Origin of the sequence: Pantoea sp. B566, assembly GCF_024793925.1 — a bacterium.
GTDB lineage: Bacteria > Pseudomonadota > Gammaproteobacteria > Enterobacterales > Enterobacteriaceae > Pantoea > Pantoea ananatis.
This window is the reverse complement of the sequence record NZ_JANUQL010000003.1, coordinates 1,802,450-1,827,387: the sequence shown is the minus strand read 5'-3', so window position 1 is coordinate 1,827,387 and position 24,938 is coordinate 1,802,450. Positions and strand designations below refer to the sequence as shown.

The window sequence follows — 24,938 nt, the reverse complement described above, 5'->3', positions numbered from 1 at the left end:
GGGTAATCTGTTGGACGATAAATCTGCAGTTGCTATCACTTTCAGGCAGGAATGTTATGAGTCACAAAAGTTTGCCGACGCAGGGTTATCCATTGGCAGAGGAAATTGCCAACAGTATTAGTCATGGACTGGGTTGTCTGTTCGGCATTGTAGGGTTAATGCTGCTGCTCGATAAGGCATCGGTCATGAATGCAGGGCTGACCGCCATTGTCAGCTCCAGCCTCTATGGCGGCAGTATGATTCTGCTGTTTCTGGCCTCAACGCTTTACCACGCCGTCAGCCACCCACGTGCGAAGCGCGTACTGAAAAAAGTGGATCACTGCGCAATCTACCTGTTAATTGCTGGCACCTACACGCCGTTTCTGATGGTTGGTCTGCAGTCGCCTCTCGCCTATGGGCTGATGGCGGTAATATGGGGCCTGGCACTGTTGGGCATTATTTTTAAGCTGACGATTGCCGAACGCTTTAAGGTACTGTCGCTGGCGACTTATCTCTGCATGGGATGGCTGTCGCTGATTGTGGTCTATCAGCTGGCGATGAAACTGTCGGCGGGAGGCATCTGGCTGCTGGCGTCGGGGGGCATTATCTATTCCCTGGGCGTGATTTTTTACGTCGCGCGTCGGGTGCCGTTTAACCATGCTATCTGGCACGCGTTTGTTTTAGGCGGTTGTGTTTGCCATTTCTGCGCCATCTACTTCTACGTTATGTAACGTCACAGGGCGGGACGCGGTCCCGCCCCTGAACTCAGCTTTCTTCCAGCGAGTAAGGCAAGGGCTGAATCATCAGCTTACCGCCTTCATCGCGTTCAACCCGTAATACGCTATCCGGCTCCAGATCGTTGTTCATGACCACCTGCACCCAGATGACGCCGTCGTCCAGTTGCACCGCAGCAAGAACGGTGCCCGTGCGACGCCAGCGCTCGCCCATCTGCAGCTCCAGGGAATCGTTGGCGGCGGGCAGGTGGCTGGCTTGTCCTGACAGCCAGTAGAGCGCCCGTTTATTCGCGCCCCGGTATTTGGCTCTGGCCACCATCTCCTGGCCGGTATAGCAGCCCTTTTTAAAGCTAATCGCGTCCAGCGCCTGCATGTTTGCGGCCTGGGGAATAAACTGCGCGCTGGTGGCTGCGTCAATAACCGGAATTCCGGCTTCGATGTCCAGGGCCAGCCACTGGGTGCTGTCATTGAACTGCGCATCGTCTGCCAGCGTCTGCTTCAGGGCATCGGCCTGGGCGGGCGACGTGACCAGCAGAAAGCGTTCTGCTGGATGGGCAAACCACAGCAGCGTGGTGTCGCCCTGCTGTACCACCGGGGTGGTGCTGTCAGGCAGCGTGTCAAAAACATTGGCCAGCGCCGCTCGGGCCTGGAAACCCGCCACGCCCAGCAGTGCGACATCGTCATCCGCGGTCAGGGTAACTTTAGAAAATACGGCGTATTTTTTTAACTCCGGCAGCTGAGTGTCTCGCAACTCACGACGCACCAAATAGGCATAACCCTCAGCGCGATGAAACAGGCGCAGGTTGCTCCACATCTTGCCCTTGGCGTCACAGTGGGCGGCAGGAAGGTGATGAGAGGCATCCAGTGCCGCCACATCCAGGGTCAACTGGCCTTGTAAATAGGACGTGCTGTCAGGGCCGACCACGGCAACCAGTGCCCAGGCATCCAGAGACATTAACGTGAGCGGCAGACGTGATGAGGCCGCAGGTTGGCGTGGGGGAAGCGTAAATGTTGGCATCGATAAATCCTGAGTCTGAAGGTTCATCCGAAACAATGTCTTCAATGGTAAAAGAGCACACTGGCAATGCAACCTGTTTACTAAAGAGGGCGCACAAAACGCGTGCCGATGTGTAAAAAAAGCCTGAGTCTGCGGCGCGTTGCACAGGGTCGGTTTGTGAACCTGCAGCCAGCAGTAATCCAGGGTACACTAGCTGCCACGATGTGAAATGTGGAAACGAATGCATGGATATTCATAATAAATCGCGCGTTCAATGGGCCTGCCGTCGTGGCATGCTGGAACTGGATGTCGCTATTATGCCGTTCTTTAAGTACGAATATGACACGTTAAATGATACCGATAAGCAGGTGTTTATCGCACTGCTGAAAAGTGACGATCCCGATCTTTTCAACTGGATGATGAACCACGGTGAGCCTGCCGATCCCGAGCTGAAACGCATGGTGAAGCTGATTCAGCAGCGTAATCGTGAACGCGGTCCGGTGGCAATGTAAACTTCATCCCTCTTTGCGCGCACGCCTGATCCTCGCACTGATGCTGTCAGTAACGATAGCAGGCGTTGGCATTATGGAACTGCCTGCGGCAGAGTGGATGATAAAGCCCGGGCTGGTCGTGGTGGTGCTGTGGGAAGGATGGAAACAGGATCGCCGCTTGCGTCAACGGCATGGACAGTTACGGCGCGACAGCAATCGTGAGTGGCACTGGCAGGGAGAAGACTGGCAAACGCAGCAGCCGTTGTACTGGTTGCCAGGCGCGGTGTTGCTGGTCGCACGAAACCGCAAGGGCAAGACCTTACGGCTCTGGCTGATGCAGGACAACATGCAGCCAGAGGCGTGGCGCGCCTTGCGGTCATGCTGTTTCAGCGAAACCGCAAGGCGCTAAATAGCGTGCCCGGAACAGCGCGTCACGAGAAAGCGTGCCGATTTCAGAACACGCTTTTCCAGGTCAGGCTTTCCAAATACAGGCGTATCGACGGCGCGTCCTCTTCCAGGATTTCAGGATTGCGTTTTAGCGCGCGGCTTAAAGACGCTCGGCGGTTTCTGTCAGAATCTGCTCGCACCACTGCTCAACGCGCTCATCCGTGGCTTCAAACTGATTGACGTCATCCAGCGCCAGTCCGACAAATTGCTTGCCGTCGGCACTCAGCGGTTTGGGGCTGGTAAAGTCATAGCCGTCCAGCGGCCAGTAGCCCACAAACTGCACCCCCATCGGCTGGAGCAGTTCATGCAGCATGCCTAAAGCATCCAGAAACCACTCACCGTAGCCAATCTGGTCGCCCATGCCGTACAGCGCCACGATCTTGTTGCGCAAATTGAGCGTCGGCAACTGGGGCCAGATAGCCTCCCAGTCCTCCTGCAGCTCGCCAAAGTCCCAGGTGGGAATCCCCAAAATCAACAGATCATAGTCTTCCATCAGACGCGGATCGTCATCTTTCACGTTGTGCAACGTCACCAGCTCGTCGCCAATAAAATCCCGAATTTTCTCCGCTACGATTTCGGTGTAACAGGTACTGGAACCGTAAAAAAGACCTATTTTCATGCAGATAGTGCTCTGTTAATCCTGACTTTGGCGTAATTGTATCAGAAGCAGGGTTGAATCAGGCATAATGAGCACGATTTCATACTGAACGGTGGGGAAAACGTGCAAGATAGTGAACTGACAGAACAGTTTCTTGATGCGCTGTGGATCGAGCGCAATCTGGCGCAAAATACCCTGTCCTCCTATCGGCAGGATCTGCAAACTCTCACCGGCTGGCTGGCGCATCACGGCTTAACGCTGACAACCCTGAGCGCGCCCGATCTGCAACAGTTTCTCGCGGAGAGACTGGAAGGCGGCTATAAAGCCTCCAGCTCTGCACGCCTGCTCAGCGCCATGCGCCGTCTGTTTCAGTATTTGTACCGCGAAAAGATGCGCACTGACGATCCCAGCGCGATGCTGGCCGCGCCCAAGCTGCCCCAGCGGTTGCCAAAAGATCTGAGTGAGGCGCAGGTGGATCGCCTGCTGCAGGCACCCGATGTCAACGTGCCGCTTGAACTGCGCGATAAAGCCATGCTGGAATTGTTATATGCCACCGGCTTACGGGTTTCGGAACTGGTGGGACTGACCCTGAATGACGTCAGCCTGCGCCAGGGCGTGGTGCGCGTGATCGGTAAAGGCAATAAAGAGCGGCTGGTGCCATTAGGTGAAGAGGCGGTTCACTGGCTGGAATACTATATGGAGCACGGGCGGCCGTGGTTGCTCAATGGGCAGACGCTGGACGTGTTTTTCCCCAGTAACCGTGCCCAGCAGATGACGCGGCAAACCTTCTGGCATCGTATCAAGCATTACGCCATGCTGGCGGGCATTGATAGCGAAAAGCTTTCTCCCCACGTGTTACGCCATGCTTTCGCCACGCATTTGCTGAACCATGGGGCTGACCTACGTGTCGTACAGATGTTACTGGGGCACAGCGACCTCTCAACGACGCAGATTTATACGCATGTCGCCACGGAACGTCTGCGACTGTTACATCAACAGCATCATCCGCGCGCATAGCTGGCGGAGAGTAAGGAAAACAATGAACAAACATGTTGCCATGCTGGCGCTACTGGCCAGCGCTTTTTCCGGTTTGACCCACGCTGATGACAGCGCCATTCAGCTTTCCCTGAAGAAACTGGGTTTGCACCAGGCTGAGATCCAACCTGCACCGCTGCCGGGTTTTAAAACCGTGCTCACCGAAAGCGGCGTGCTGTACGTTACCGATGATGGTAAACACATGATCCAGGGACCGCTTTACGATGTCAGCGGTGCTCAGCCGGTCAACGTGACGAACGCGCTACTGGATAAAAAAGTTGAGGCGCTGGTTCCGGAAATGATCGTGTATAAAGCGCCCAAAGAGCAGCACGTGGTGACAGTGTTTACGGATATCACCTGTGGCTACTGCCACAAACTGCACGAACAAATGGCTGACTACAACGCGCTGGGCATCACCGTTCGCTATCTGGCTTTCCCACGTGAAGGCATGAACGGCAAAGTTGCCAGCGCCATGAAGGCCGTGTGGTGCAGCGCCGATCGCAATAAAGCCTTTGATGAGGCGATGAAAGGCGATGTGCCGAAGATGGATGCGCCAGCCTCCTGCACGATCGATATCGGCAAGCAGTACCAGCTTGGCGTACTGTTTGGTATCCAGGGCACGCCGGCGATTCTGACCGATAGTGGCATGATGATCCCCGGCTATCAAAGTCCACAGGAGCTCAAGCAGGTACTGGATAATCAAAAGCGTGGTGGTTAAGGCGTGGTAAAGCACGAAGTTGAGTTACGTCGCCGTGAAGCGGTAGCCGATTTGCCGGGGCTACCGGCAGATTTACCGCCGCTCCTGCGTCGGCTTTATCTGCAACGTGGCGTCACCAACGCCGCCGAGCTCGAAAGGGGCGCGAAAAACCTGCTCCCTTTCAGTGCACTGAGCGGCATAGACAAGGCCGTTAACCTGCTTCATCAGGCGCTGCTGGATGGCCGCTGCATTATGGTCGTCGGGGATTTCGACGCTGACGGTGCCACCAGTACCGCCCTGACGGTGCTGGCGCTGCGCAGCATGGGATGCAGCAACGTGCAGTACCTGGTGCCCAATCGTTTCGAAGATGGCTACGGCCTGAGTCCGGAAGTGGTTGAGCAGGCCCGCGCGCGCGGTGCAGAGATGATTCTGACCGTCGATAACGGTATTTCGTCCCATGCGGGTGTGGCGCTTGCGCATCAGCACGGCATTGCGGTGTTGGTGACCGACCACCACTTACCGGGCGAAACGCTGCCTGACGCCGATGCTATCGTTAATCCCAACCTGCCTGACTGTCATTTCCCCTCTCGTTCGCTGGCGGGCGTGGGCGTCGCTTTCTATCTGATGATGGCCCTGCGTGCCCACTTGCGCACTCAGGGCTGGTTTGGCGTCACGCGGTCGGAACCCAATCTGGCCGACCTGCTCGATCTGGTGGCGTTGGGCACGGTGGCAGATGTGGTGCCGCTGGATGCCAACAACCGCATTTTAGTGTGGCAGGGCCTGAGCCGTATTCGGGCCGGAAAGTGCCGTCCGGGCATCAAGGCCCTGCTGGAAATCGCCAACCGCGATGCCCGACAGCTGGCCGCCAGCGACCTGGGTTTTGCCTTGGGGCCCCGGCTTAACGCTGCCGGTCGGCTGGACGATATGTCTGTCGGCGTGGCGCTGTTACTGACCGACGATCTCAGCCAGTCGCGCATGTTAGCCAGCGAACTGGATGCGCTTAACCAGATGCGCAAAGAGATTGAGCAGGGGATGCAGAGCGAGGCACTGGCGTTATGCCAAAAGCTGGAGAACGAGCAAACCGATTTGCCGCTGGGGCTGGCCTTTTATCATCCTGAGTGGCATCAGGGCGTGGTCGGGATTCTGGCTTCCCGCCTGAAAGAGCGTTTTCATCGCCCGGTTATTGCCTTCGCACCGGCCGGTGATGGCATGCTGAAGGGATCGGGACGATCGATTGCCGGTCTGCATCTGCGCGATGCGCTTGAGCGTCTTGATACGTTGCATCCCGGCCTGATGCAGAAGTTTGGTGGTCACGCGATGGCCGCCGGACTGTCGCTGGAAGAGGCCCGCTACGACGAGTTTCGTCAGCGTTTTGCGGACCTGGTGGGCGAATGGCTGGCCGGCGAAGCGTTGCAGGGCGTCATCTGGTCGGATGGTGCCCTGCAGCCCGCTGAATTTTCTCTTCAGACGGCGGAAGTGCTGCGTGATGCCGGCCCATGGGGCCAGTCTTTCCCTGAGCCCGCTTTCGACGGCCGGTTCAGGCTACTGCAGCAGCGCCTCGTTGGTGAACGTCACCTGAAGGTCATGGTTGAACCTCTGGAGGGCGGACCGCTGATCGACGGTATCGCGTTCAACGTGGATACCACGTTGTGGCCTGACAGCAGCGTGCGCCAGGTCGAACTGGCCTATCGGCTTGATATCAATGAGTATCGCGGCAATCGCTCTGTCCAACTGATCATTGAACATCTCTGGCCGCTCAGTTAGCCAGCGGTGACGGCGGGGCCTCACATTCCCGCCGTTGCCAGTTTAACCTTGCCACGCCCGCGTCGGCAGAGCCAGTCCAGCTGGCTCAACGAAAGATTAACCTCTGCGCATTTTCTCAACGCTACAAACCGCCGTCGGTTTCGGGTAAACTCGCAGGTTAAATTTCTTATTCCATCGAACGTAAAAAAGACGCTAAACACATGTTTGAAATCAACCCGGTCAAATACCGTATTCAGGACCTCAGCGAACGCAGCGACGTTCTTCGGGGGTATCTTTGACTACGATGCTAAGAAAGAACGCCTTGAGGAAGTAAACGCCGAGCTGGAACAGCCCGACGTCTGGAACGAGCCTGAACGCGCTCAGGCACTGGGCAAAGAACGCTCCTCCCTGGAAGCCATCGTGGATACGTTCGATCAGATGAGCCAGGGGCTGGAAGATGTGCAGGGGCTGCTTGATCTGGCGGTAGAAGCCGATGACGAAGAAACCTTCAACGAAGCGGTCGCCGAGCTGGACGCGCTGGAAGGCAAGCTCGGCGAGCTAGAGTTCCGCCGTATGTTCTCTGGCGAGTACGACAGCGCCGACTGTTACATCGATCTGCAGGCCGGTTCGGGTGGAACAGAAGCGCAGGACTGGGCCAGCATGCTGATGCGCATGTATCTGCGTTGGGCAGAAGCCAAAGGGTTCAAAACAGAAATTATTGAAGAGTCAGAAGGTGAAGTCGCGGGCATTAAGTCGGTGACGATTCGCGTGTCTGGCGATTACGCGTTTGGCTGGCTCCGCACCGAAACCGGCGTACATCGTCTGGTACGTAAGAGTCCATTTGACTCCGGTGGTCGCCGCCATACCTCCTTCAGTTCAGCCTTTATCTATCCGGAAGTGGATGACGATATTGATATCGACATCAACCCGGCTGACCTGCGTATTGACGTGTACCGCGCCTCTGGTGCAGGTGGTCAGCACGTTAACCGTACGGAATCGGCGGTGCGTATTACCCACGTTCCAACCGGTACGGTCACCCAGTGTCAAAACGATCGCTCTCAGCACAAAAACAAAGATCAGGCGATGAAGCAGATGAAGGCGAAGCTGTACGAGCTTGAAATGCAGAAAAAAAATGCCGAGAAGCAGATGCTGGAAGACAACAAGTCTGACATTGGCTGGGGCAGCCAGATCCGTTCTTATGTTCTGGACGACTCACGTATTAAAGATCTGCGTACCGGCGTGGAAACGCGCAACACGCAGGCGGTGCTGGATGGCGATCTGGACCGTTTCATTGAAGCAAGTTTAAAAGCAGGGCTATAAGGAACCGACATGTCTGAACAACAACCGCAGAGCGCTGACGTCGCACTTGAGTTAAATAACGAACTGAAAACGCGTCGCGAGAAGCTGAGCGTGCTGCGTGAAAACGGCGTGGCGTTTCCTAACGATTTTCGTCGTGATACCACCTCCGATCGGCTGCATGCCAGCTATGACGAGAAGAGTAACGAAGAGCTGGAAGACTTAGGCATTGAGGTCAGCGTGGCTGGCCGTATGATGACGCGCCGTATCATGGGCAAGGCGTCTTTCATTACCCTGCAGGACGTGGGCGGCCGCATTCAGCTGTACGTGGCACGTGACGATCTGGCTGAAGGTATCTACAACGAGCAATTCAAAAAGTGGGACCTGGGCGATATCCTCGGCGCACGCGGTAAGCTGTTCAAAACCAAAACCGGCGAATTGTCGATTCACTGCTCAGAGCTGCGCTTGTTAACGAAAGCCCTGCGCCCGCTGCCAGACAAATTTCACGGTCTGGCCGATCAGGAAACGCGCTATCGTCAGCGCTATCTTGATCTGATCGCCAACGATGAATCACGCAACACCTTCAAAATCCGTTCGCAGATCATGGCCGGCATTCGTCAGTTCATGGTTGGACGCGATTTTATGGAAGTGGAAACGCCAATGATGCAGGTGATCCCGGGCGGCGCTTCAGCGCGTCCGTTTATCACGCATCACAACGCGCTGGATATCGATATGTATCTGCGTATTGCGCCAGAGCTGTATCTGAAACGCCTGGTGGTGGGCGGTTTCGATCGCGTGTTCGAGATCAACCGTAACTTCCGCAACGAGGGGATTTCGCCTCGTCACAACCCAGAGTTCACCATGATGGAACTCTATATGGCTTATGCGGATTACAAAGACCTGATTGAACTGACCGAAAGCCTGTTCCGTACGCTGGCGCAGGATATCCTGGGCAGCACGGTTGTGCCTTACGGTGAGCAGGAATTCGATTTTGGTAAGCCGTTTGAAAAACTCACCATGCGTGAAGCGATCAAGAAGTACCGTCCGGAAACCGATCTGGCCGATCTTGACGATTTCGACAAAGCGGTGGCGATTGCTCAGACCATTGGCATCAAAGTCGAGAAAAGCTGGGGCTTAGGGCGCGTAGTGACCGAAATTTTTGAAGAAACCGCTGAAGCACATCTGATTCAGCCAACCTTCATTACCGAGTATCCGGCTGAAGTGTCGCCGCTGGCCCGTCGCAACGACGAAAATCCTGAGATCACCGATCGCTTTGAGTTCTTTATTGGCGGACGTGAAATCGGCAACGGTTTCTCTGAGCTTAACGATGCGCAGGATCAGGCTGAGCGTTTCCTGCAGCAGGTGAATGCGAAAGATGCGGGCGATGATGAAGCGATGTTCTATGACGAGGATTATGTCACCGCCCTGGAACATGGTTTACCGCCAACGGCAGGCTTAGGCATTGGTATTGACCGCATGGTCATGCTGTTTACCAACAGCCACACCATCCGCGACGTAATTCTGTTCCCGGCGTTGCGCCCAGGCTCAAAGTAATTATCAGATGCTGGTTAAAGGCCGGGTGATTCCGGCCTTTTTCATTTCTGCTGCCCGCCACACCTCACAACGTGCATCGACTTGAGTAATCCCCCCTCGTCTGCCAGGCTGACAATCTCAACCTGGAGCGATCATCATGAAGCCACGTCCTGACTGCATTCTTCACTGGCAAGCGCTGGAAGGCGAAGACAACGAACATTATTCCGATAGCGATGAGCTGATGTCCATTGGTACACCACTGGCGAAACTGTCTGGATTAACCCGGCTGGGCATTCATCATGAAAGGTTGCCGCCCGGACGCCGCATGTCTTATCCCCATGCGGAAAGTGCGGAAGAGGAGTTTATCTTCGTGCTGGAAGGTTATCCACACGCGTGGATCAATGGCGAATTGTATCCGCTGTCACCGGGAGAGGCCGTGGCGTTTCCGGCCGGTACCGGCATTTGTCACACCTTTATCAATAACAGCGACGCCGACGCGCGCTTTCTGGTGATCGGCGAGGTCAGCAAAGCGGAGAACCGCATTACCTATCCGCTAAACCGCGACTACGAAGCCACGCGCGAAGACAAGTGGCTTAACCCACCGCAACAGCAGATGGGCACACATCCCGGACTGCCGGACGAAAAGCCTTAAGATTTCACAGCATTATCCAGCCAGGTCTGGAAGCGTGAGTAGGGCACATAGAGCGCCACATCTTTATACAGCGTTTTTCCGCTCTTGTTGTCGTTGATGCGCTGGCTGTAACCCACAATCACGCCTGCCAGCGTGTCGTCAGATGCATTATAAACCGCGCCCCCTGACATGCCCTTAACCACGCCCGCATTGGCGGCCACGACAACGCAGTTCGCTTTGTTCCAGTCATTTGCCAGCGTGGTGTTCACCAGGTTTTTCCCGGTAGAGCTCACGGGCATTGCAGAGATGAAGCTGTAGCCGTAAAGATTCACTTTGTCGCCAATATGGCTGTTACGGAAGGACGGTGGCAGGTTGGCTTCGCTGTTCTTGTGGTAGACGACCGCGAGATCGCACTCAGGATGCCAGGCTTTCACGCGGTAAAGCGAATATTTTGCGACGTGGGCGGCCGTGAGGCTGTAGTCAGGGGTAAGGGGAATAGTCGTGCCCAGCGTGCCCAGCCCCAGCACGGTGGGAATGCCTGTTACGGTCATATCCACGCGCTTCTCTGCTTCTCTACTGTATTCATAATGGCCGACTGAGCAGCCTGTAAGACTGATTACCATCAAAACGATAAGCCGTTGCATTTTCTCTCTCCGCGTCAGTTGGACTGCATTTCATCTGGCGATTCATAAGAGCTATATCGGCAACGCTAATACTTTATTGATAACTAAAATCGGTATTAGCAAAAAAACGGCTACTTCGCTGGCAACCTTTATCATCGTCCGGTGCGTTACGCGGCGGCATCCTCGCTAACTGTATGTTTAATAAGCCTGGTTGATGTGTGTGTCAATTATTGCCATACACGCAATAGATTGTTGTTGTTATGTGAGTATCAGATGACAGGTAGCTATGCTGTAATACGTAGTGTGATATAGATCATAAATTATAGCTCGTTTATCAGGATGCATGCGTCATCCGTCTCGTTGTAATTATCATTTTTGGGAGAGTGTTATGCCTGTTGCATTGCTTGCACTGGCGCTGAGTGCGTTCGCTATCGGAACCACTGAGTTTGTGATCATGGGCCTGTTGCCGGATGTCGCAAACGATTTGCGCGTGTCCATTCCGTCCGCAGGTTGGTTAATTAGCGGCTATGCATTAGGCGTAGCAATCGGTGCACCGATCATGGCGCTGTTAACGGCGAAGTTGCCCCGTAAAAAAACGCTGATTCTGTTGATGGTAATTTTTATTATCGGCAATCTGCTGTGTGCTCTGGCCTACAGCTATAACCTGCTGATGCTGGCACGGGTGATTACCGCCCTCTGTCACGGAGCTTTCTTTGGGATTGGATCGGTGGTCGCGGCCAGTCTGGTTTCCGCCGATCGTCAGGCTTCTGCCGTGGCGTTGATGTTTACCGGTCTGACGCTGGCCAATGTATTAGGCGTGCCGTTGGGAACCTGGTTTGGTCAGCTGTTTGGCTGGCGTGCGACATTCTGGGGCGTTTCGGCTATCGGCGTACTGGCCTTCATTGCCTTAATCACCAGCCTGCCGGGAAATAAGAATGAGAAGCCGGTCGATCTGGCGAGCGAAATCAGCGCGCTGGCCAACGGCAAACTGTGGCTGTCATTACTGATGACAGTCTGTTTTGCTGCCGCCATGTTTGCCCTGTTTAGCTACATAGCACCGCTGCTGCTGCAGGTTACCGGCATCAGCGATCGTGGCGTGAGCTGGACGTTGTTTCTGATTGGCGCGGGCCTGACCGTGGGCAATATTCTGGGGGGCAAAATGGCCGACCGCAAAGTCTCCCTGAGCCTGATAGGCAGTTTTTCGCTGATTACGCTGTTCTCACTGCTGTTTAGCTGGACCAGCCACGCGCTCTGGCTGGCGGAGATCACCTTGTTCCTGTGGGCAATGGCAACCTTTGCCACGGTTCCCGGCCTGCAGATCAATGTGGTGCGTCACGGTAAAGCGGCACCTAATCTGGTTTCCACCCTTAATATTTCTGCCTTTAACGTTGGCAATGCGCTTGGCGCTTGGGTGGGCGGCGCGGTGATTGCGCGCGGCTATGGACTGACCGCGGTTCCTGTTGCCGCCGCCGCGCTGGCGGCGGTTGGACTGATGGTTTGCTTGATCACCTTCCGCAAATCCGGCGGTGCTGCGGCCCGCGTGCATGCCTAAGCGAGTCTGTCCGCAATCTGCTCAGGAAAACGGGCCACCTGTTGCTGCAGGTGGTTCACAAACGCCTCTACCAGCGCGGATGCCGGCCGATGCTGCGGCCTGACGAGGCTAACGGTAAAAGGCACAGCGACGCTAAAAGGGCGCATCACCACACCGCTGTCGGCGTAATCCAGCGCCGTCAGCGGATTAACCACTGAGATCCCCACTCCGGCCTGCACCATCGCGCACACGGACGCCGCGCTATGGGTTTCCATCACCATCCTGCGTGTCACACCTTGCTCATGAAACAGTGCGTCGAGCAGCTGGCGGTAGCTATCCGTGCGCGACAGGCTGACATAGTTCTCACCGGCGAAGTCCTGCGGCGTCAGCAAGGCGCGCTGCGCCAGGCGATGGTGCTGCGGTAACACGCACACTTCATCGCAGGTCAGCAGCGCCTGGCGATCGGTCCCGGCGGGGGCGTGCTGCGTTTCCGTAATGCCCAGATCGTAACGCTGAGCCGACAACCACTCTTCCAGTAACGGGGATTCCTGCGGAATAATGTTCAGACTGACATCAGGGTAGCGCTGCAAAAAGGTCTGGCAGACGGGCGGCAGCAGTGACTGGGAAAAAACCGGCAGGCAGGCGATAGAGAGCTCACCCTGGCGAAACTGGCGTAATCCCTCTGCGGCATCAATGATGCGGTCCAGCCCATACCATGAGCGTTGCACCTCTTCGAACAGCCGTAAGCCCTGTACGGTAGGCTGTAAGCGGCCGCGCACGCGCTCAAACAGCGTCAGACTCAGCTGCCGTTCCAGTCGCGCCAGCTCGCGGCTGACGGTAGGCTGGGACGTCTGCAGCAGGGTCGCAGCCTGCGTAAGGTTTCCGCTGGTCATAACAGCATGAAAAATCTCGATATGCCGCCAGTTGATTTTTGCCATGCATCATTCCATATCATTTTTGCATAGATGCTATTAAAACAGATATTTTTCGGCATGGCACGATTCTGGCTTAATGGTTTTATTGCCACAGGAGAAACCCATGCCTCGTCCACTTAATACCACCGAAACCGCCCTGAACGTCGATAATTTACTGCCGCTGGCACGTCAGTACAGCGGCCCGTTCTGGGCTTATGATGCGCAGGTTATCCAACAGCGTATTGCTCAACTCCACGCATTTGATGTGGTGCGCTTTGCGCAAAAAGCCTGTTCTAACACCCACATTCTGCGCCTGATGCATTCTGCGGGCGTTAAGGTTGATTCGGTTTCCCTGGGCGAAATTGAGCGTGCGCTGGTGGCCGGCTTTCAGCCTGACAGTGACGAAATCGTATTCACTGCCGATGTCCTGGATAACCCTACGCTTGCCAGGATTGCAGAGCTTAAGGTGCCGGTTAACGCCGGATCCGTCGATATGCTGCATCAACTGGGTGCCGTTTCGCCAGGACATGCCGTCTGGCTACGCATTAACCCGGGCTTTGGTCACGGGCACAGCCAAAAAACCAATACCGGTGGCGAAAACAGTAAGCACGGTATCTGGCCCAGCGATTTGCCCGCTGCTCAGGCGGCTATCGAACAATATGGACTGCGCCTGATCGGCATTCATATGCATATCGGTTCAGGCGTGGACTATGCGCACCTGCAGCAGGTCTGCGATGCCATGGTGGATTTGGTCGTGGAATTTGGCCAGGATCTTGAGGCTATCTCTGCCGGAGGCGGTTTATCCATTCCCTATCACTACGGGGAAGAGGCGATCGATACCGATCACTATTTTGGCCTGTGGGACACGGCACGCCAGCGCGTGGCGGACCATCTGGGCCATGCCGTGAAGCTGGAAATCGAACCCGGCCGTTTCCTGGTCGCGGAGTCAGGCGTGCTGGTCTCTCAGGTTCGGGCAGTAAAAGAGATGGGCAGCCGCCACTTTGTGCTGGTGGATGCAGGCTTCAGTGATCTGATGCGCCCCTCCATGTACGGCAGCTACCATCATATCTCTGTGATGGCGGGCGATAACCGGGCGATCGATGAACAGGCAACGATCGACAGCGTGGTTGCAGGCCCTCTGTGCGAGTCGGGCGATGTTTTCACACAGCTTGAAGGTGGCAAGGTGGAAACCCGCGCTATTCCGGCCGCGAAAGTCGGGGATTATCTGGTGTTTCACGACACCGGCGCTTACGGCGCATCGATGTCCTCAAACTACAACAGCCGCCCACTGATTCCTGAGATCCTGTTTGAAAACGGCGAGCCGAGAGAAATCCGCCGCGCGCAGCGCATTGAAGATCTGCTGGCGCTGGAATGAGGCTACTGCGCCTGTTGAAAGACGATGACGGACAGGCCAGCCGTGCCACCGCACGGCTGGTCGTCCCCGTCAGGGGGCTGGATAGGTGTAACGGCGATGGATCGCTTCGAGTTCTTCCAGAACCTCATTGCTGAGCGTCACGTTGGCGCTGTCGATATTGATCTTTAACTGATCCAGCGTGGTTGCGCCCAGCAGGGTGCTGGACACAAAAGGTTGCTGACGAACAAACGCCAGTGCCATTTGTGAAGGATCAAGCTGATGTTTTTGGGCCAGCGCCACATATTCCGCCACCGCCAGTTGAGACTGCTCACCGCTGTAGCGGGTAAAGCGGCTAAACAGGGTATTACGTGCACCCGCGGGCTGCGCGCCATTCAGGTATTTACCGCTCAACGTGCCAAACGCCAGGCAGGAATAGGCCAGCAGCTCCACGCCTTCATGCTGGCTGATTTCCGCCAGGCCCACTTCAAAACTGCGATTTAGCAGGCTGTAGGGGTTTTGAATAGAGACGATACGCGGCAGTTCATGCTTTTCTGCCAGCTGCAGATAACGCATGACGCCCCACGGCGTTTCATTCGACACGCCGATATAGCGGATCTTACCTGCCCGCACCTGCTCAGCCAGAGCCTCCAGCGTTTCTAACAGCGTGACAGGGACGCTGTTCTCACTGTACTGATAGCCCAGCTTGCCAAAAAAGTTGGTTTGACGCTGCGGCCAGTGAAGCTGATACAGATCGATGTAGTCGGTGTTTAAACGTTTCAGGCTGGCATCCAGCGCCTCGCGGATATTTTTGCGATCCAGCGCCATATTAGGGCGAATCGACGCATCGTTGCCGCGCGTTGGGCCGGCAACTTTACTGGCAAGAACGATTTTATCCCGGCTACCGGTCTTTTTTAACCAGCTGCCAATATATTTTTCGGTCAGCCCCTGAGTTTCGGGACGCGGGGGAACAGGATACATCTCGGCAGTATCAATCAGGTTGATGCCCGAACTGAGGGCTAAATCCAGTTGAGCGTGGGCGTCGGCTTCGCTGTTTTGCTCACCAAACGTCATGGTGCCCAATCCAAGCTGGCTCACTTCCAGCGAGCTATGGGGGATACGGTGATAGTGCATTGCCGGCTTCCTTTTCTGTAGGGATAAGTAATATGACTTCAGGGACTATAGCGCGAGGCGTAGCGGCTAAGAAAGGGGGATAACAGAGAGAAATAGCCTGCCGACGCGGGGGAGGGGCGACAGGCCGATACTTTTCGCATCTAGCGTTCAATAATGGTAGAAACGTCGTCACTGTTGATCTGCACCGTATGGCCTGACTGATCGGTGTATTGCACCAGCCCCGTTTCTTTATCAATGCTCGGTTTGCCTTCGGTCATAATCATCCGGCCATCTTTTGTTGCCATAACATAATTGGAACTGCATCCACCCAATGTCACCGCAGCAACGGCCAATAATACAATTTTACTCAGCCCTTTCATTATGCTCATCCTCACGAATCGTCCACTGCAAAAAGTGTAGTAATAAATCCTTTTACCGATTGGGTTAATCGTATCAATCTGAAAATAACCGGGCGGCGCGGAGCCGCCCTTGACAACATTAGTGCGTTTTTTTCTTACTGCGCATCAGGTTAAGGCACTCAACGGCCATCGAGAAGAACATGGCAAAATAAATGTAACCTTTTGGTACATGCACCGCGAAACTTTCCAGGATCAGGGTAAAACCCACCAAAATCAGGAACGAGAGAGCCAGCATTTTGACCGATGGATGACGATCAACGAACTCGCCAATACTGCGGGCAGCGACCATCATCATTAATACCGCAATCACCACTGCCGCCATCATAATAAACAAATGGTCGGAGAGGCCCACGGCCGTAATAACGGAGTCGAGACTAAAAATGATGTCGAGCAACATGATTTGAACAATGGCACCCATGAACGAGTGAACGTTGGTTTTGTGCTCGGCTTCTTCGCCTTCTATCGTTTCATGAATCTCCATGCTGGACTTCCACAGCAAGAATAATCCACCAAACAACAGAATGAGATCGCGTGCTGAAAAAGCATGATCCATGAGGGTAAACAATGGGTTGGTCAGTCTTGCGACCCAGGCAATAGAGGCCAGTAATCCCAGACGCATCAGCATTGCGCCCATCAAACCGATGCGGCGTGCGCGGGCTTGCTGATGTTTGGGGAGTTTTGCCACCACTAACGACAGAAAGATAATGTTATCAATGCCCAGAACCACTTCCAGAATGGTCAGGGTGCCCAGCGCCAGCCAGGCGTTGGGATCGGTAATCCACTCGAACATACCTGCACTCATATCCTAAACGAAAATTAAACAAAGATTATACGCACCAAATTTGTCTAACTCACATTTAAATACCGTCAGGGACGCGAGAATAAGGCTGTCAGACCAGAAAATGGCGTGCCAGAAGCGGGCCTGTAAAACTTTTCTTGAGATAAAACCCGCGTGGCAGCGTCATGATGGGCTGTCCGCGATCGCCGATCCCTTCCGTTAAGGCTTTGCTGTTTGCTGCTTTGGGGCGAATCTGCAGCCAGGCACCGTGACGGGCGGTGATGCGTTCTACCTGACCCAGTACGATCATATCCATCAACTCCTCCCAGTCCTGGCGCAGCATCTCATCTTCCTGCGCGTCGGGGCTCCACAGCAGCGGCGCGCCAACCCGACGTTCGCCTAATGGGATGTCACGCTCGCCCTCTACCGGCATCCACAGGACGCGCGCCAGCTTATGGCGGACATGGCTGTTTTGCCAGGTGACGCCGCTGTTTCCGGTGAGGGGCGCAACGCAAACAAATGTTGTTTCCAGCGGCTTGCCATAGCGATCGACAGGGATCGTTTTCAGTTCAATTCCCAGGTGTGCGAAATCCTGTTCTGCTTTACTGCCCGCACTGGCGCCCAGATGCCATTCCAGCAGCATCCCGACCCAGCCTTTATCCCGTTTCAGGTTGGCCGGTATCGGAATGCCTGCCTGGTCGGCCAGGGTTTGCAGCGTTAAACCTGCCAGTGACTGGGCGCGCGATAACAGTGTTGACTCGTCTTCAGGTGGCCCGGGAAGGAATGTCATGTGAATAACTCATAATGATTAATAATTAAGCAGCCTGCGGCAGCCTCAGGTTTTCCACAGGAAAGAACGCGGTATAACTCACATAATAACATGAAACATAGTACTTTTTTTTACAGCGAAATTGGCAGGCTCCAACTCATGTCGCAGGTTATCCCAACTTGCTATCAACAATGAACAGGATCTCAAGCCCAGTTATCCACAGAAAAATGGGATAACCCCGTCTCAGGTTGCCTACTGGTTCCATTTACAGCCTTGACTTTGCTGTTTTTCAACAAAAATTAAGCCGTTTGATGCAAGCTTGAGCCGATCGCTGTGGATAAAAAGCATTGTGGTGGATCTTTAGCCAATTGTCAGCACGAAGGAATTATCCGCCCCCTTTCCGGCAGGGTAAAAGGCAGCAGAGTAAAAAAATAGGCTTATATTTCAAGAATAAATCGTGGTCTGGTTTTTGGTGCCTTCAGATTCATCCTGGTACGTTATTCAGTTAACTCCCGTGTTCTGCACAAAGCTATCCACAGAAAACGTGAATAAGATCTCTCTTTTTACGGACTTTTGTTTATAACTTCGCATGAGTCTGTGAGTTATCCCGACATTACGCCCCTAAGCGCCCGCAAATCCAGTGGTTTACCGCCTGTAAGGAGTGTGAAACAATCAGACCATTCAATTTTAGCTTTTGAGGTAGTCCGGTGATCGATGATGATGGCTACCGCCCGAATGTTGGTATCGTAATTTGTAACAGGCAGGGGCAAGTGTTATGGGCCAGGCGCTTTGGACAGCACTCCTGGCAATTTCCTCAGGGAGGCATCAATCCCGGTGAAACCGCGGAACAGGCGATGTATCGCGAACTGTTCGAAGAAGTCGGGTTACACCGCAAAGATGTTCGAATACTTGCATCTACCCGTAACTGGTTGCGCTACAAGTTGCCAAAACGTTTGGTGCGTTGGGACACAAAACCGGTTTGTATTGGTCAGAAACAAAAGTGGTTTCTTCTGCAGTTGATGTGTAATGACGCAGACATTAATGTGCAGCACAGCAGCACGCCGGAATTCGACGGCTGGCGGTGGGTAAGCTTTTGGTATCCGGTCCGTCAGGTTGTCTCTTTTAAGCGCGATGTTTATCGTCGGGTGATGAAAGAATTCGCTGGCGTAGTGATGTCCATGCAGGAGAGTGCGGTGCAGCGAAATCATCCTGCCCATCGACGTAAAAGAGGATAGGCCACGCCCTTTATGCTCACTCAGTTGCGAGAAATTGTTGAAAAGGTGGCGAGTGCGCCACGTCTGAATGAAGCACTCGACATTCTGGTTAATGAGATCTGCCTGGCGATGGAAACGGAAGTCTGTTCCGTCTACCTCGCCGATCACGAACGTCGCTGTTATTACCTGATGGCGACACGCGGTTTGAAAAAACCGCGTGGGCTAACGGTCAAGCTGGCGTTTGATGAAGGTATTGTCGGTCTGGTGGGGCGACTCGCTGAGCCGATTAACCTTGCCGATGCGCAGAGCCATCCCAGCTTTAAGTACATTCCTTCAGTAAAGGAAGAGCGCTATCGCTCTTTCCTTGGCGTGCCTATTATCAGCCGCCGCCAGCTTATGGGCGTGCTGGTGGTTCAGCAGCGTGAACATCGGCAGTTCGACGAAAGTGAAGAGTCGTTTCTCGTTACCCTGGCCACGCAGCTGGCTGCCTTACTGTCACAATCGCAACTGAGTCAGTTGTTTGGTCAGTATCGTCTGGCACGTATTCGGGCCATTGCTGCCGCCCCAGGCGTTGCCGTCGCGCCGGGCTGGGTAGACGAAACCCAGCCCTTACTCGATCAGGTTTCTGCCGCCTCAACGCTGGATCCGCAGCGTGAACGCGAGCGTTTGTCACTGGCCATGACCGAAGCCGCCAGTGAATTCCGTCGCTTCAGTAAACGCTTTACCGCCAGCGCGCAAAAAGAGAGCGCGGCGATCTTCGATCTCTACTCGCACCTGTTAACGGACGCACGCCTGAAAAAGGATCTTTTCGCGGAGATCGAGCGGGGATCCGTTGCCGAGTGGGCGGTCAAAACCGTCATTGAAAAGTTTGCCGCCCAGTTTGCCAGCCTGACGGACAGCTATCTGAAAGAGCGCGCCGGCGATCTACGGGTGTTGGGTCAACGTTTGCTGTTCCATCTCGATGATTCTCTGGTGGGCGTGAACGCCTGGCCTGAGCGTTTCGTGCTGGTGGCAGACGAACTCACCGCCACAACGCTGGCGGAAATTCCGCACGAGCGGCTGGCAGGGATTGTGGTACGCGACGGCGCAGCGAACTCCCATGCGGCCATTTTGACCCGGGCGATGGGCATTCCGACCGTCATGGGCGCGGACATTCAACCCAGTCAGTTAAACAAACGTTTGCTGATTGTCGATGGCTATCGCGGTGAACTGCTGATCGATCCTGAACCGGTTCTGGTGCAGGAGTACCAGCGGCTAATCAGTGAAGAAAATGCCCTCAGCAAAATGGCTGAAGGCGGCGTGGACAGGCCGGGCGAGCTGCGTAGCGGTCAACGTATACAGGTTATGCTGAACGCGGGGCTGAGCCCGGAGCATGAGCAAACGCTGGGCAGCTGGGTTGACGGCATTGGCCTTTACCGCACTGAAATTCCCTTTATGCTGCAAAGCGGTTTTCCATCGGAAGAAGAGCAGGTTGCTCAGTATCAGGGCATGCTGCAGCTGTTCCACGAAAAGCCGGTAACGCTGCGCACGCTGGATATCGGGGCAGATAAGCAACTGCCTTACATGCCAATCAGTGAAGAGAATCCTTGCCTGGGCTGGCGGGGCATCCGTCTCACGCTCGACCAACCCGAGATTTTTATGGTGCAGGTGCGCGCCATGCTGCGTGCTAACGCCGCGTCAGGCAATTTGAGCATTTTGTTGCCGATGATCAGCCATATCGATGAGATCGACGAAGCCAAGCGGCTCATTCAGCGTGCCGGGACAGAAGTGGAAGAGATGCTCGGCTATACCATTCCGACGCCGCGCATCGGGATTATGATTGAAGTGCCTTCTATGCTGTTTATGATCCCGCACCTTGCGTCGCGCGTCGATTTCGTGTCTGTCGGAACCAATGACCTGACGCAGTATTTACTGGCGGTGGATCGTAATAATACTCGCGTGGCGAACCTGTATGATTCGCTGCATCCGGCTATGCTGCGTGCGCTACAGGCAATTTCCATTGAAGCCCATTTGGCGAATCTGGAATTATGCTTATGTGGTGAAATGGCGGGCGATCCGATGTGTGTGGCGCTATTGATAGGGATGGGATATCACCATCTCAGCATGAACGGGAAGAATGTCTCACGCGTGAAATATCTGCTGCGTCATCTGGATTACGAAGAAGTCCAGAAACTCAGCACCCAGGCGCTCAAAGCCTATTCAGCGTCAGATGTGCGTCAGCTGGTCTCGGCGTTTATGGAAGAGCGCGGCCTGGGCGGCCTGATTCGCGGCGGTCGTTAACCCAGGTTACATTTCTGCGGCTACTCAGAAAACTGGCTGTGCTATGATGCCCAGCCCTAATTTATGTGCATCACGTCCCCTTTTCAGGGCTGAAAATAAACGGTGAATGATGAATAACGGCTATATCGCATTTCCGCAGTTCGATCCGGTAATCTTCTCGATCGGACCGCTTTCGCTTCACTGGTACGGATTGATGTATCTGGTGGGTTTTGTTTTCGCCATGTGGCTGGCGGTGCGTCGGGCCAACAAGCCAGGCAGCGGCTGGAAAAAAGAGGAAGTAGAGAACCTGCTTTACGCGGGCTTCCTGGGCGTTTTCCTGGGTGGTCGTATTGGTTATGTGCTGTTTTATAACCTGCCGCTGTTTCTCGATAATCCGCTTTACCTGTTCAAAGTCTGGGATGGCGGTATGTCATTCCACGGCGGGCTGATTGGCGTGATCCTGGTGATGCTGATATTTGCGCGTCGCACCAAACGTAATTTCTTTCAGGTCTCTGATTTTATTGCGCCGCTTATTCCGTTTGGCCTGGGCGCTGGTCGCCTGGGTAATTTTATCAATGGTGAACTCTGGGGCCGTGTCGATCCCAATTTCCGTTTCGCCATGCTGTTCCCCGGCTCGCGCAGCGAAGATATCGCGCTGGCGGCCAACAACCCACAATATCAGGCCTTACTGAACACCTATGGCGTGCTGCCGCGTCATCCTTCACAGCTGTACGAGCTGTTTCTTGAAGGCATCGTGCTGTTCATTATCCTGAACCTGTTTATTCGTAAACCTCGCCCGATGGGCAGCGTCTCTGGCCTGTTCCTGATTGGCTACGGCACATTCCGCATTATTGTTGAATTCTTCCGTCAGCCAGACGCACAGCTTGGTTTGCTCACCGGTGGACTGAGCATGGGGCAACTCCTGTCGATCCCAATGATTATTGCCGGTGTGATTATGATGATTTGGGCGTACCGCCGTCGCCCGCAGCAACAACTTCACGAGGAAAAATGAAACAGTATCTGGACTTAATGCGCTACGTGCTGAACGAAGGCACACCAAAATCTGACCGTACCGGTACAGGCACGCTTTCAATTTTTGGTCACCAGATGCGTTTTAATCTGCAGGATGGTTTTCCGCTGGTCACCACAAAAAAGTGCCACCTGCGCTCCATCATTCATGAACTGCTGTGGTTTCTGCAAGGCGATACCAATATCGGTTACCTGAAAGAAAACAACGTCTCAATCTGGGATGAGTGGGCGGACGAGCAGGGTAATCTTGGGCCAGTCTACGGCAAGCAGTGGCGCAGTTGGGGCACGGCAAGCGGTCAGGAAATTGATCAAATCACCAAGGTGATTGAACAACTGAAACGCGATCCGGATTCCCGCCGCATTATTGTGTCAGCCTGGAACGTCGGCGAGCTGGATGAAATGGCGCTGGCGCCGTGCCATGCGTTTTTCCAGTTCTATGTTGCGGACGGTAAACTCTCCTGTCAGCTTTATCAGCGCTCTTGCGATATCTTCCTGGGGCTGCCGTTTAATATCGCCAGCTATGCGTTGCTGGTGCATATGGTGGCACAGCAGTGCGATCTGGACGTGGGTGATTTTGTCTGGACCGGGGGCGATACGCACCTTTACAGCAACCATCTGGAGCAGGCCCGTCTGCAGCTGACACGTGAGCCGCGACCGCTGCCGACGCTTGTCATCAAGCGCAAACCTGCTTCGTTGTTCGATTATCGCTTCGACGATTTCGAGATTGAAGGTTACGATCCGCATCCGGCGATTAAAGCCCCGGTTGCCGTCTGACGGTTTCCTGATACTAAGCCCCGGTATGACTTTGCATACCGGGGCTTTTTTTATCTTTCCGCCCGGCGCTTTGCGGCGATGATCTCAAACGATGCTTCAAACACGGCATGCAGCTGAAATAGTCTGCAGCGCCGCTTCCCGTTCCCGCTTTTACACATTGCCATCCCGCCCGCCAGATCGCACGCTGTTGCCATGAAAAGACCAACATCAAAAGGGTTTACGCTGGCAGAGCTACTGTTTGTCATGGTGATTGTCGGCATTCTCAGCGCGTTTGCCACGCAGGGCTGGCAGCGCTGGCAGCAGCGTCAGCAACTGCGTGACAGCGCTCGCCAGCTGCAATTTTTTTTGCTCAGCGTACGGGCGCAGGCCAACTGGCAAAACCGCGACTTTGTGTTATGGGCGCGAACCATGCAGCCCTGGTGCTTAGGTGTTGGCGATGCGCCGGTAAACGGCTGTGATCCCGCCCGACGCCTGCATTTTATTGCGCCGCACACGGGCGTGACCTTGCAGCCGCTACGCGGTGAGCCAGGCTTTTACGGACGGCGCAACGTGGCCAGAGCGGGCAGCATTGAGCTGGTCAATCCAGCGGGACGAATCCGGCTGATCATCTCGTCACGGGCGCGGATTCGCCTGTGCTCCTCAGAGGAAGCAGGCTGCGAATGAAAGTGGCCGGATTTAGCCTGCTGGAAATGCTGATTGCGATGGCCATCAGTGCGGTACTGATGGTGGGCGCAGGGCGCTTTATGCCGCTGCTGTTGGGGGAAAATCTCCGTCTGCAACAGCGGGTGCAATTGCAAACGGAGCTGCAGCAGATGTTGTCTACACTGGAAAAAGCCGTGCGACGGGCAGGCTATTGCCAGGGAGAATGTGGCCGTGAAGGATTAACAATAACCGGGAGCTGCCTGCTTATCCGCTTTGATGAGAACAGCAACGGTCGCTGGGAAGATATCAGTCATGGTGAAAGCGACTATTACGGCTACCGGCTGCGGCAAAAGCAGCTGGAGATGCAGCGCGGTGTGGATAACTGCAATGGCAGTGGCTGGGAGCGCTTGTCCGACCCCGCGTTTCTCTCTGTGGAAGCCCTTGAACTGCAGCGGGAAGGCCAGCGGGTCAGGATAATGCTGCAGGGGCGAACGGGTCAGCAGGAGGAAACAGTGGTGCGCTGGGTGAAGGGCATGAATTTGTGAAGGCGCAGGGCAACAGCGCGCTGGGGATGGTGTTAATCATCATGCTGACAGGCGGCATAACGCTGCACGCCAGCCGCGACATGCTGACGCAGGGGATGCGCGGGGTTGCCGATGAGCAGCGTTTCATTCAGGGATTCTGGCAGGCGCAGTCGGCGCTGCAGTGGGGGCTGACCTTACAGTGGCCCGAGCAGCCGCCGTTATTCTGCCAACAGGAGAACCGGTATGGCTGGCAGAGCTGTCTGCAAAGAACCGCAGATGACAAAGGATTACTTAAAGGTGAAGACCGCACTGGCGAGATGGCCCTGTGGCGCTGGGTACGGGTGCAGGGCAGCACCATTCATCCTTTGCCGCAGGGCTGGATTGACTACTGCCCGCTGGCCGCGTCAGAGCAATGTTTCTGACGCGCGTGGGTTCAGCCTGCCGGAAGCCCTGTTTGCCCTGCTACTGATGGCTGTGAGCACCAGCGCTCTGCTTCAGTATCACCGCGTGTTGACGCTGGGTTTCAGTCAGCAGTGGCAGCAACGAGAAGCCTGGCGCGTTGCAGAGCAGCGACTGCTTGGCCACGAGGTGCCAGGCTGGCAATCCCGTTTCGAGAAAACACAAGGTCCGGGAGGCTGTGCGCTGGAAAAAGCCGAGGTGAGCGGGCCGCATCAACGTCACGCCAGCCTGATGCGTTTAACCTGTTAAGCGGTTAGGGCATTATGCTTACCCGCCTTTTGGTAGGCTTGAAATGCGATACGCGGTAGAGTGAGTATCCTCTGAGGTCGCTATGCCGTTTTGATTTTCCACAGGAGTT

At 54.9% G+C, this 24,938-nt stretch carries 27 protein-coding genes; 19 read left to right on the top strand and 8 right to left on the bottom strand.

Features of this window, described 5'->3' with window-relative positions; genetic code table 11:
- Positions 1–56: 56 nt before the first annotated feature.
- Positions 57–710, top strand: coding sequence for a PAQR family membrane homeostasis protein TrhA (gene trhA, locus NYE92_RS10095; protein ID WP_019104754.1), 654 nt, complete (start codon positions 57–59; stop codon positions 708–710).
- Positions 711–744: 34 nt separating this feature from the next.
- On the opposite strand, the gene ygfZ is transcribed toward trhA, so the two are convergent.
- A complete protein-coding gene (gene ygfZ / locus NYE92_RS10090; protein WP_019104753.1) occupies positions 745–1,731 on the bottom strand; it encodes a tRNA-modifying protein YgfZ in 987 nt (328 codons plus the stop codon).
- A gap of 224 nt (positions 1,732–1,955) precedes the next feature.
- On the opposite strand from ygfZ, the gene sdhE reads away from it, so the two are divergent.
- Together sdhE and NYE92_RS10080 are read left to right on the top strand one after the other, a co-directional pair.
- Positions 1,956–2,222 carry an FAD assembly factor SdhE gene (sdhE, locus tag NYE92_RS10085; RefSeq protein WP_014605131.1) on the top strand — a complete coding sequence of 89 codons (267 nt, stop codon included), beginning with the start codon at positions 1,956–1,958 and terminating at the stop codon, positions 2,220–2,222.
- Positions 2,197–2,610 (top strand): protein YgfX, encoded by a 414-nt coding sequence (locus NYE92_RS10080; protein WP_020693773.1) that lies wholly within the window; start codon positions 2,197–2,199, stop codon positions 2,608–2,610. The genes sdhE and NYE92_RS10080 overlap by 26 nt, the downstream gene beginning before the upstream one ends.
- 138 nt (positions 2,611–2,748) lie before the next feature.
- On the opposite strand, the gene fldB is transcribed toward NYE92_RS10080, so the two are convergent.
- Entirely contained in the window at positions 2,749–3,267 is a 519-nt protein-coding gene (gene fldB / locus NYE92_RS10075) for a flavodoxin FldB (RefSeq protein ID WP_013027050.1), read from the bottom strand.
- Between the two features lie 102 nt (positions 3,268–3,369).
- Between fldB and xerD the strand changes: the two genes are divergently transcribed.
- From xerD to NYE92_RS10045, 6 genes are all read left to right on the top strand, one after another.
- Entirely contained in the window at positions 3,370–4,263 is an 894-nt protein-coding gene (xerD, locus tag NYE92_RS10070; protein WP_013027002.1) for a site-specific tyrosine recombinase XerD, read from the top strand.
- 22 nt (positions 4,264–4,285) lie between these two features.
- Positions 4,286–4,999: a bifunctional protein-disulfide isomerase/oxidoreductase DsbC gene (dsbC, locus tag NYE92_RS10065; RefSeq protein WP_015699601.1), complete on the top strand. Its 714-nt coding sequence runs from the start codon at positions 4,286–4,288 to the stop codon at positions 4,997–4,999.
- A 3-nt stretch (positions 5,000–5,002) separates the two neighbouring features.
- Positions 5,003–6,742: a single-stranded-DNA-specific exonuclease RecJ gene (gene recJ, locus NYE92_RS10060; RefSeq protein ID WP_013027000.1), complete on the top strand. Its 1,740-nt coding sequence runs from the start codon at positions 5,003–5,005 to the stop codon at positions 6,740–6,742.
- Between the two features lie 200 nt (positions 6,743–6,942).
- A protein-coding gene (prfB, locus tag NYE92_RS10055) for a peptide chain release factor 2 (RefSeq protein WP_104933680.1) occupies positions 6,943–8,041 on the top strand; the annotation gives its coding sequence in 2 pieces (ribosomal slippage) (positions 6,943–7,017 and positions 7,019–8,041; 1,098 coding nt in all).
- 9 nt (positions 8,042–8,050) lie between these two features.
- Positions 8,051–9,571: a lysine--tRNA ligase gene (gene lysS / locus NYE92_RS10050; RefSeq protein WP_013026998.1), complete on the top strand. Its 1,521-nt coding sequence runs from the start codon at positions 8,051–8,053 to the stop codon at positions 9,569–9,571.
- 136 nt (positions 9,572–9,707) lie between these two features.
- On the top strand, positions 9,708–10,202 hold the full coding sequence (locus NYE92_RS10045) for a cupin domain-containing protein (RefSeq protein WP_014594486.1): 495 nt from the start codon (positions 9,708–9,710) through the stop codon (positions 10,200–10,202).
- Here the strand turns inward: NYE92_RS10045 and NYE92_RS10040 are convergent.
- A complete protein-coding gene (locus NYE92_RS10040; RefSeq protein WP_013026996.1) occupies positions 10,199–10,825 on the bottom strand; it encodes a hypothetical protein in 627 nt (208 codons plus the stop codon). The genes NYE92_RS10045 and NYE92_RS10040 overlap by 4 nt on opposite strands.
- A 367-nt stretch (positions 10,826–11,192) precedes the next feature.
- On the opposite strand from NYE92_RS10040, the gene NYE92_RS10035 reads away from it, so the two are divergent.
- Positions 11,193–12,356 carry an MFS transporter gene (locus NYE92_RS10035; protein WP_259018915.1) on the top strand — a complete coding sequence of 388 codons (1,164 nt, stop codon included), beginning with the start codon at positions 11,193–11,195 and terminating at the stop codon, positions 12,354–12,356.
- Here NYE92_RS10035 and NYE92_RS10030 read toward each other — a convergent pair.
- Complete coding sequence (locus NYE92_RS10030) at positions 12,353–13,273, bottom strand: LysR family transcriptional regulator (RefSeq protein ID WP_013026994.1); 921 nt, start codon at positions 13,271–13,273, stop codon at positions 12,353–12,355. The two genes, NYE92_RS10035 and NYE92_RS10030, sit on opposite strands and share 4 nt — an antisense overlap.
- A gap of 100 nt (positions 13,274–13,373) precedes the next feature.
- Between NYE92_RS10030 and lysA the strand changes: the two genes are divergently transcribed.
- The gene (gene lysA, locus NYE92_RS10025; protein ID WP_014605138.1) at positions 13,374–14,624 is read left to right on the top strand and encodes a diaminopimelate decarboxylase; all 1,251 of its coding nucleotides are present in this window, start codon (positions 13,374–13,376) and stop codon (positions 14,622–14,624) included.
- Positions 14,625–14,693: 69 nt separating this feature from the next.
- On the opposite strand, the gene NYE92_RS10020 is transcribed toward lysA, so the two are convergent.
- The 4 genes from NYE92_RS10020 to mutH all read right to left on the bottom strand — a co-directional run bounded on the left by NYE92_RS10020 (position 14,694) and on the right by mutH (position 17,700).
- The gene (locus tag NYE92_RS10020; protein ID WP_013026992.1) at positions 14,694–15,734 is read right to left on the bottom strand and encodes an NADP(H)-dependent aldo-keto reductase; all 1,041 of its coding nucleotides are present in this window, start codon (positions 15,732–15,734) and stop codon (positions 14,694–14,696) included.
- Between the two features lie 140 nt (positions 15,735–15,874).
- A complete protein-coding gene (locus NYE92_RS10015; RefSeq protein WP_014594481.1) occupies positions 15,875–16,093 on the bottom strand; it encodes a YgdI/YgdR family lipoprotein in 219 nt (72 codons plus the stop codon).
- Between the two features lie 118 nt (positions 16,094–16,211).
- The gene (locus NYE92_RS10010; RefSeq protein WP_014605139.1) at positions 16,212–16,922 is read right to left on the bottom strand and encodes a TerC family protein; all 711 of its coding nucleotides are present in this window, start codon (positions 16,920–16,922) and stop codon (positions 16,212–16,214) included.
- A 100-nt stretch (positions 16,923–17,022) separates the two neighbouring features.
- On the bottom strand, positions 17,023–17,700 hold the full coding sequence (mutH, locus tag NYE92_RS10005) for a DNA mismatch repair endonuclease MutH (RefSeq protein ID WP_013026989.1): 678 nt from the start codon (positions 17,698–17,700) through the stop codon (positions 17,023–17,025).
- A gap of 686 nt (positions 17,701–18,386) precedes the next feature.
- On the opposite strand from mutH, the gene rppH reads away from it, so the two are divergent.
- The 8 genes from rppH to NYE92_RS09965 all read left to right on the top strand — a co-directional run bounded on the left by rppH (position 18,387) and on the right by NYE92_RS09965 (position 24,829).
- Positions 18,387–18,914, top strand: a complete 528-nt coding sequence (rppH, locus tag NYE92_RS10000) for an RNA pyrophosphohydrolase (protein WP_013026988.1) — start codon at positions 18,387–18,389, stop codon at positions 18,912–18,914.
- Positions 18,915–18,926: 12 nt separating this feature from the next.
- The gene (ptsP, locus tag NYE92_RS09995; RefSeq protein WP_013026987.1) at positions 18,927–21,173 is read left to right on the top strand and encodes a phosphoenolpyruvate--protein phosphotransferase; all 2,247 of its coding nucleotides are present in this window, start codon (positions 18,927–18,929) and stop codon (positions 21,171–21,173) included.
- A gap of 109 nt (positions 21,174–21,282) precedes the next feature.
- The gene (lgt, locus tag NYE92_RS09990) at positions 21,283–22,164 is read left to right on the top strand and encodes a prolipoprotein diacylglyceryl transferase (RefSeq protein WP_024471441.1); all 882 of its coding nucleotides are present in this window, start codon (positions 21,283–21,285) and stop codon (positions 22,162–22,164) included.
- Complete coding sequence (gene thyA, locus NYE92_RS09985) at positions 22,161–22,955, top strand: thymidylate synthase (RefSeq protein ID WP_014594480.1); 795 nt, start codon at positions 22,161–22,163, stop codon at positions 22,953–22,955. The genes lgt and thyA overlap by 4 nt, the downstream gene beginning before the upstream one ends.
- 192 nt (positions 22,956–23,147) lie before the next feature.
- A complete protein-coding gene (locus NYE92_RS09980) occupies positions 23,148–23,618 on the top strand; it encodes a prepilin peptidase-dependent protein (protein WP_013026984.1) in 471 nt (156 codons plus the stop codon).
- Positions 23,615–24,142, top strand: a complete 528-nt coding sequence (locus NYE92_RS09975) for a prepilin peptidase-dependent protein (protein ID WP_259018914.1) — start codon at positions 23,615–23,617, stop codon at positions 24,140–24,142. Before NYE92_RS09980 ends, NYE92_RS09975 begins: the two co-directional genes overlap by 4 nt.
- Positions 24,139–24,543 (top strand): DUF2509 family protein, encoded by a 405-nt coding sequence (locus tag NYE92_RS09970; protein WP_028715744.1) that lies wholly within the window; start codon positions 24,139–24,141, stop codon positions 24,541–24,543. The genes NYE92_RS09975 and NYE92_RS09970 overlap by 4 nt, the downstream gene beginning before the upstream one ends.
- Positions 24,503–24,829: a prepilin-type N-terminal cleavage/methylation domain-containing protein gene (locus NYE92_RS09965; RefSeq protein ID WP_230957768.1), complete on the top strand. Its 327-nt coding sequence runs from the start codon at positions 24,503–24,505 to the stop codon at positions 24,827–24,829. The genes NYE92_RS09970 and NYE92_RS09965 overlap by 41 nt, the downstream gene beginning before the upstream one ends.
- The last annotated feature ends 109 nt before the right edge of the window (positions 24,830–24,938 follow it).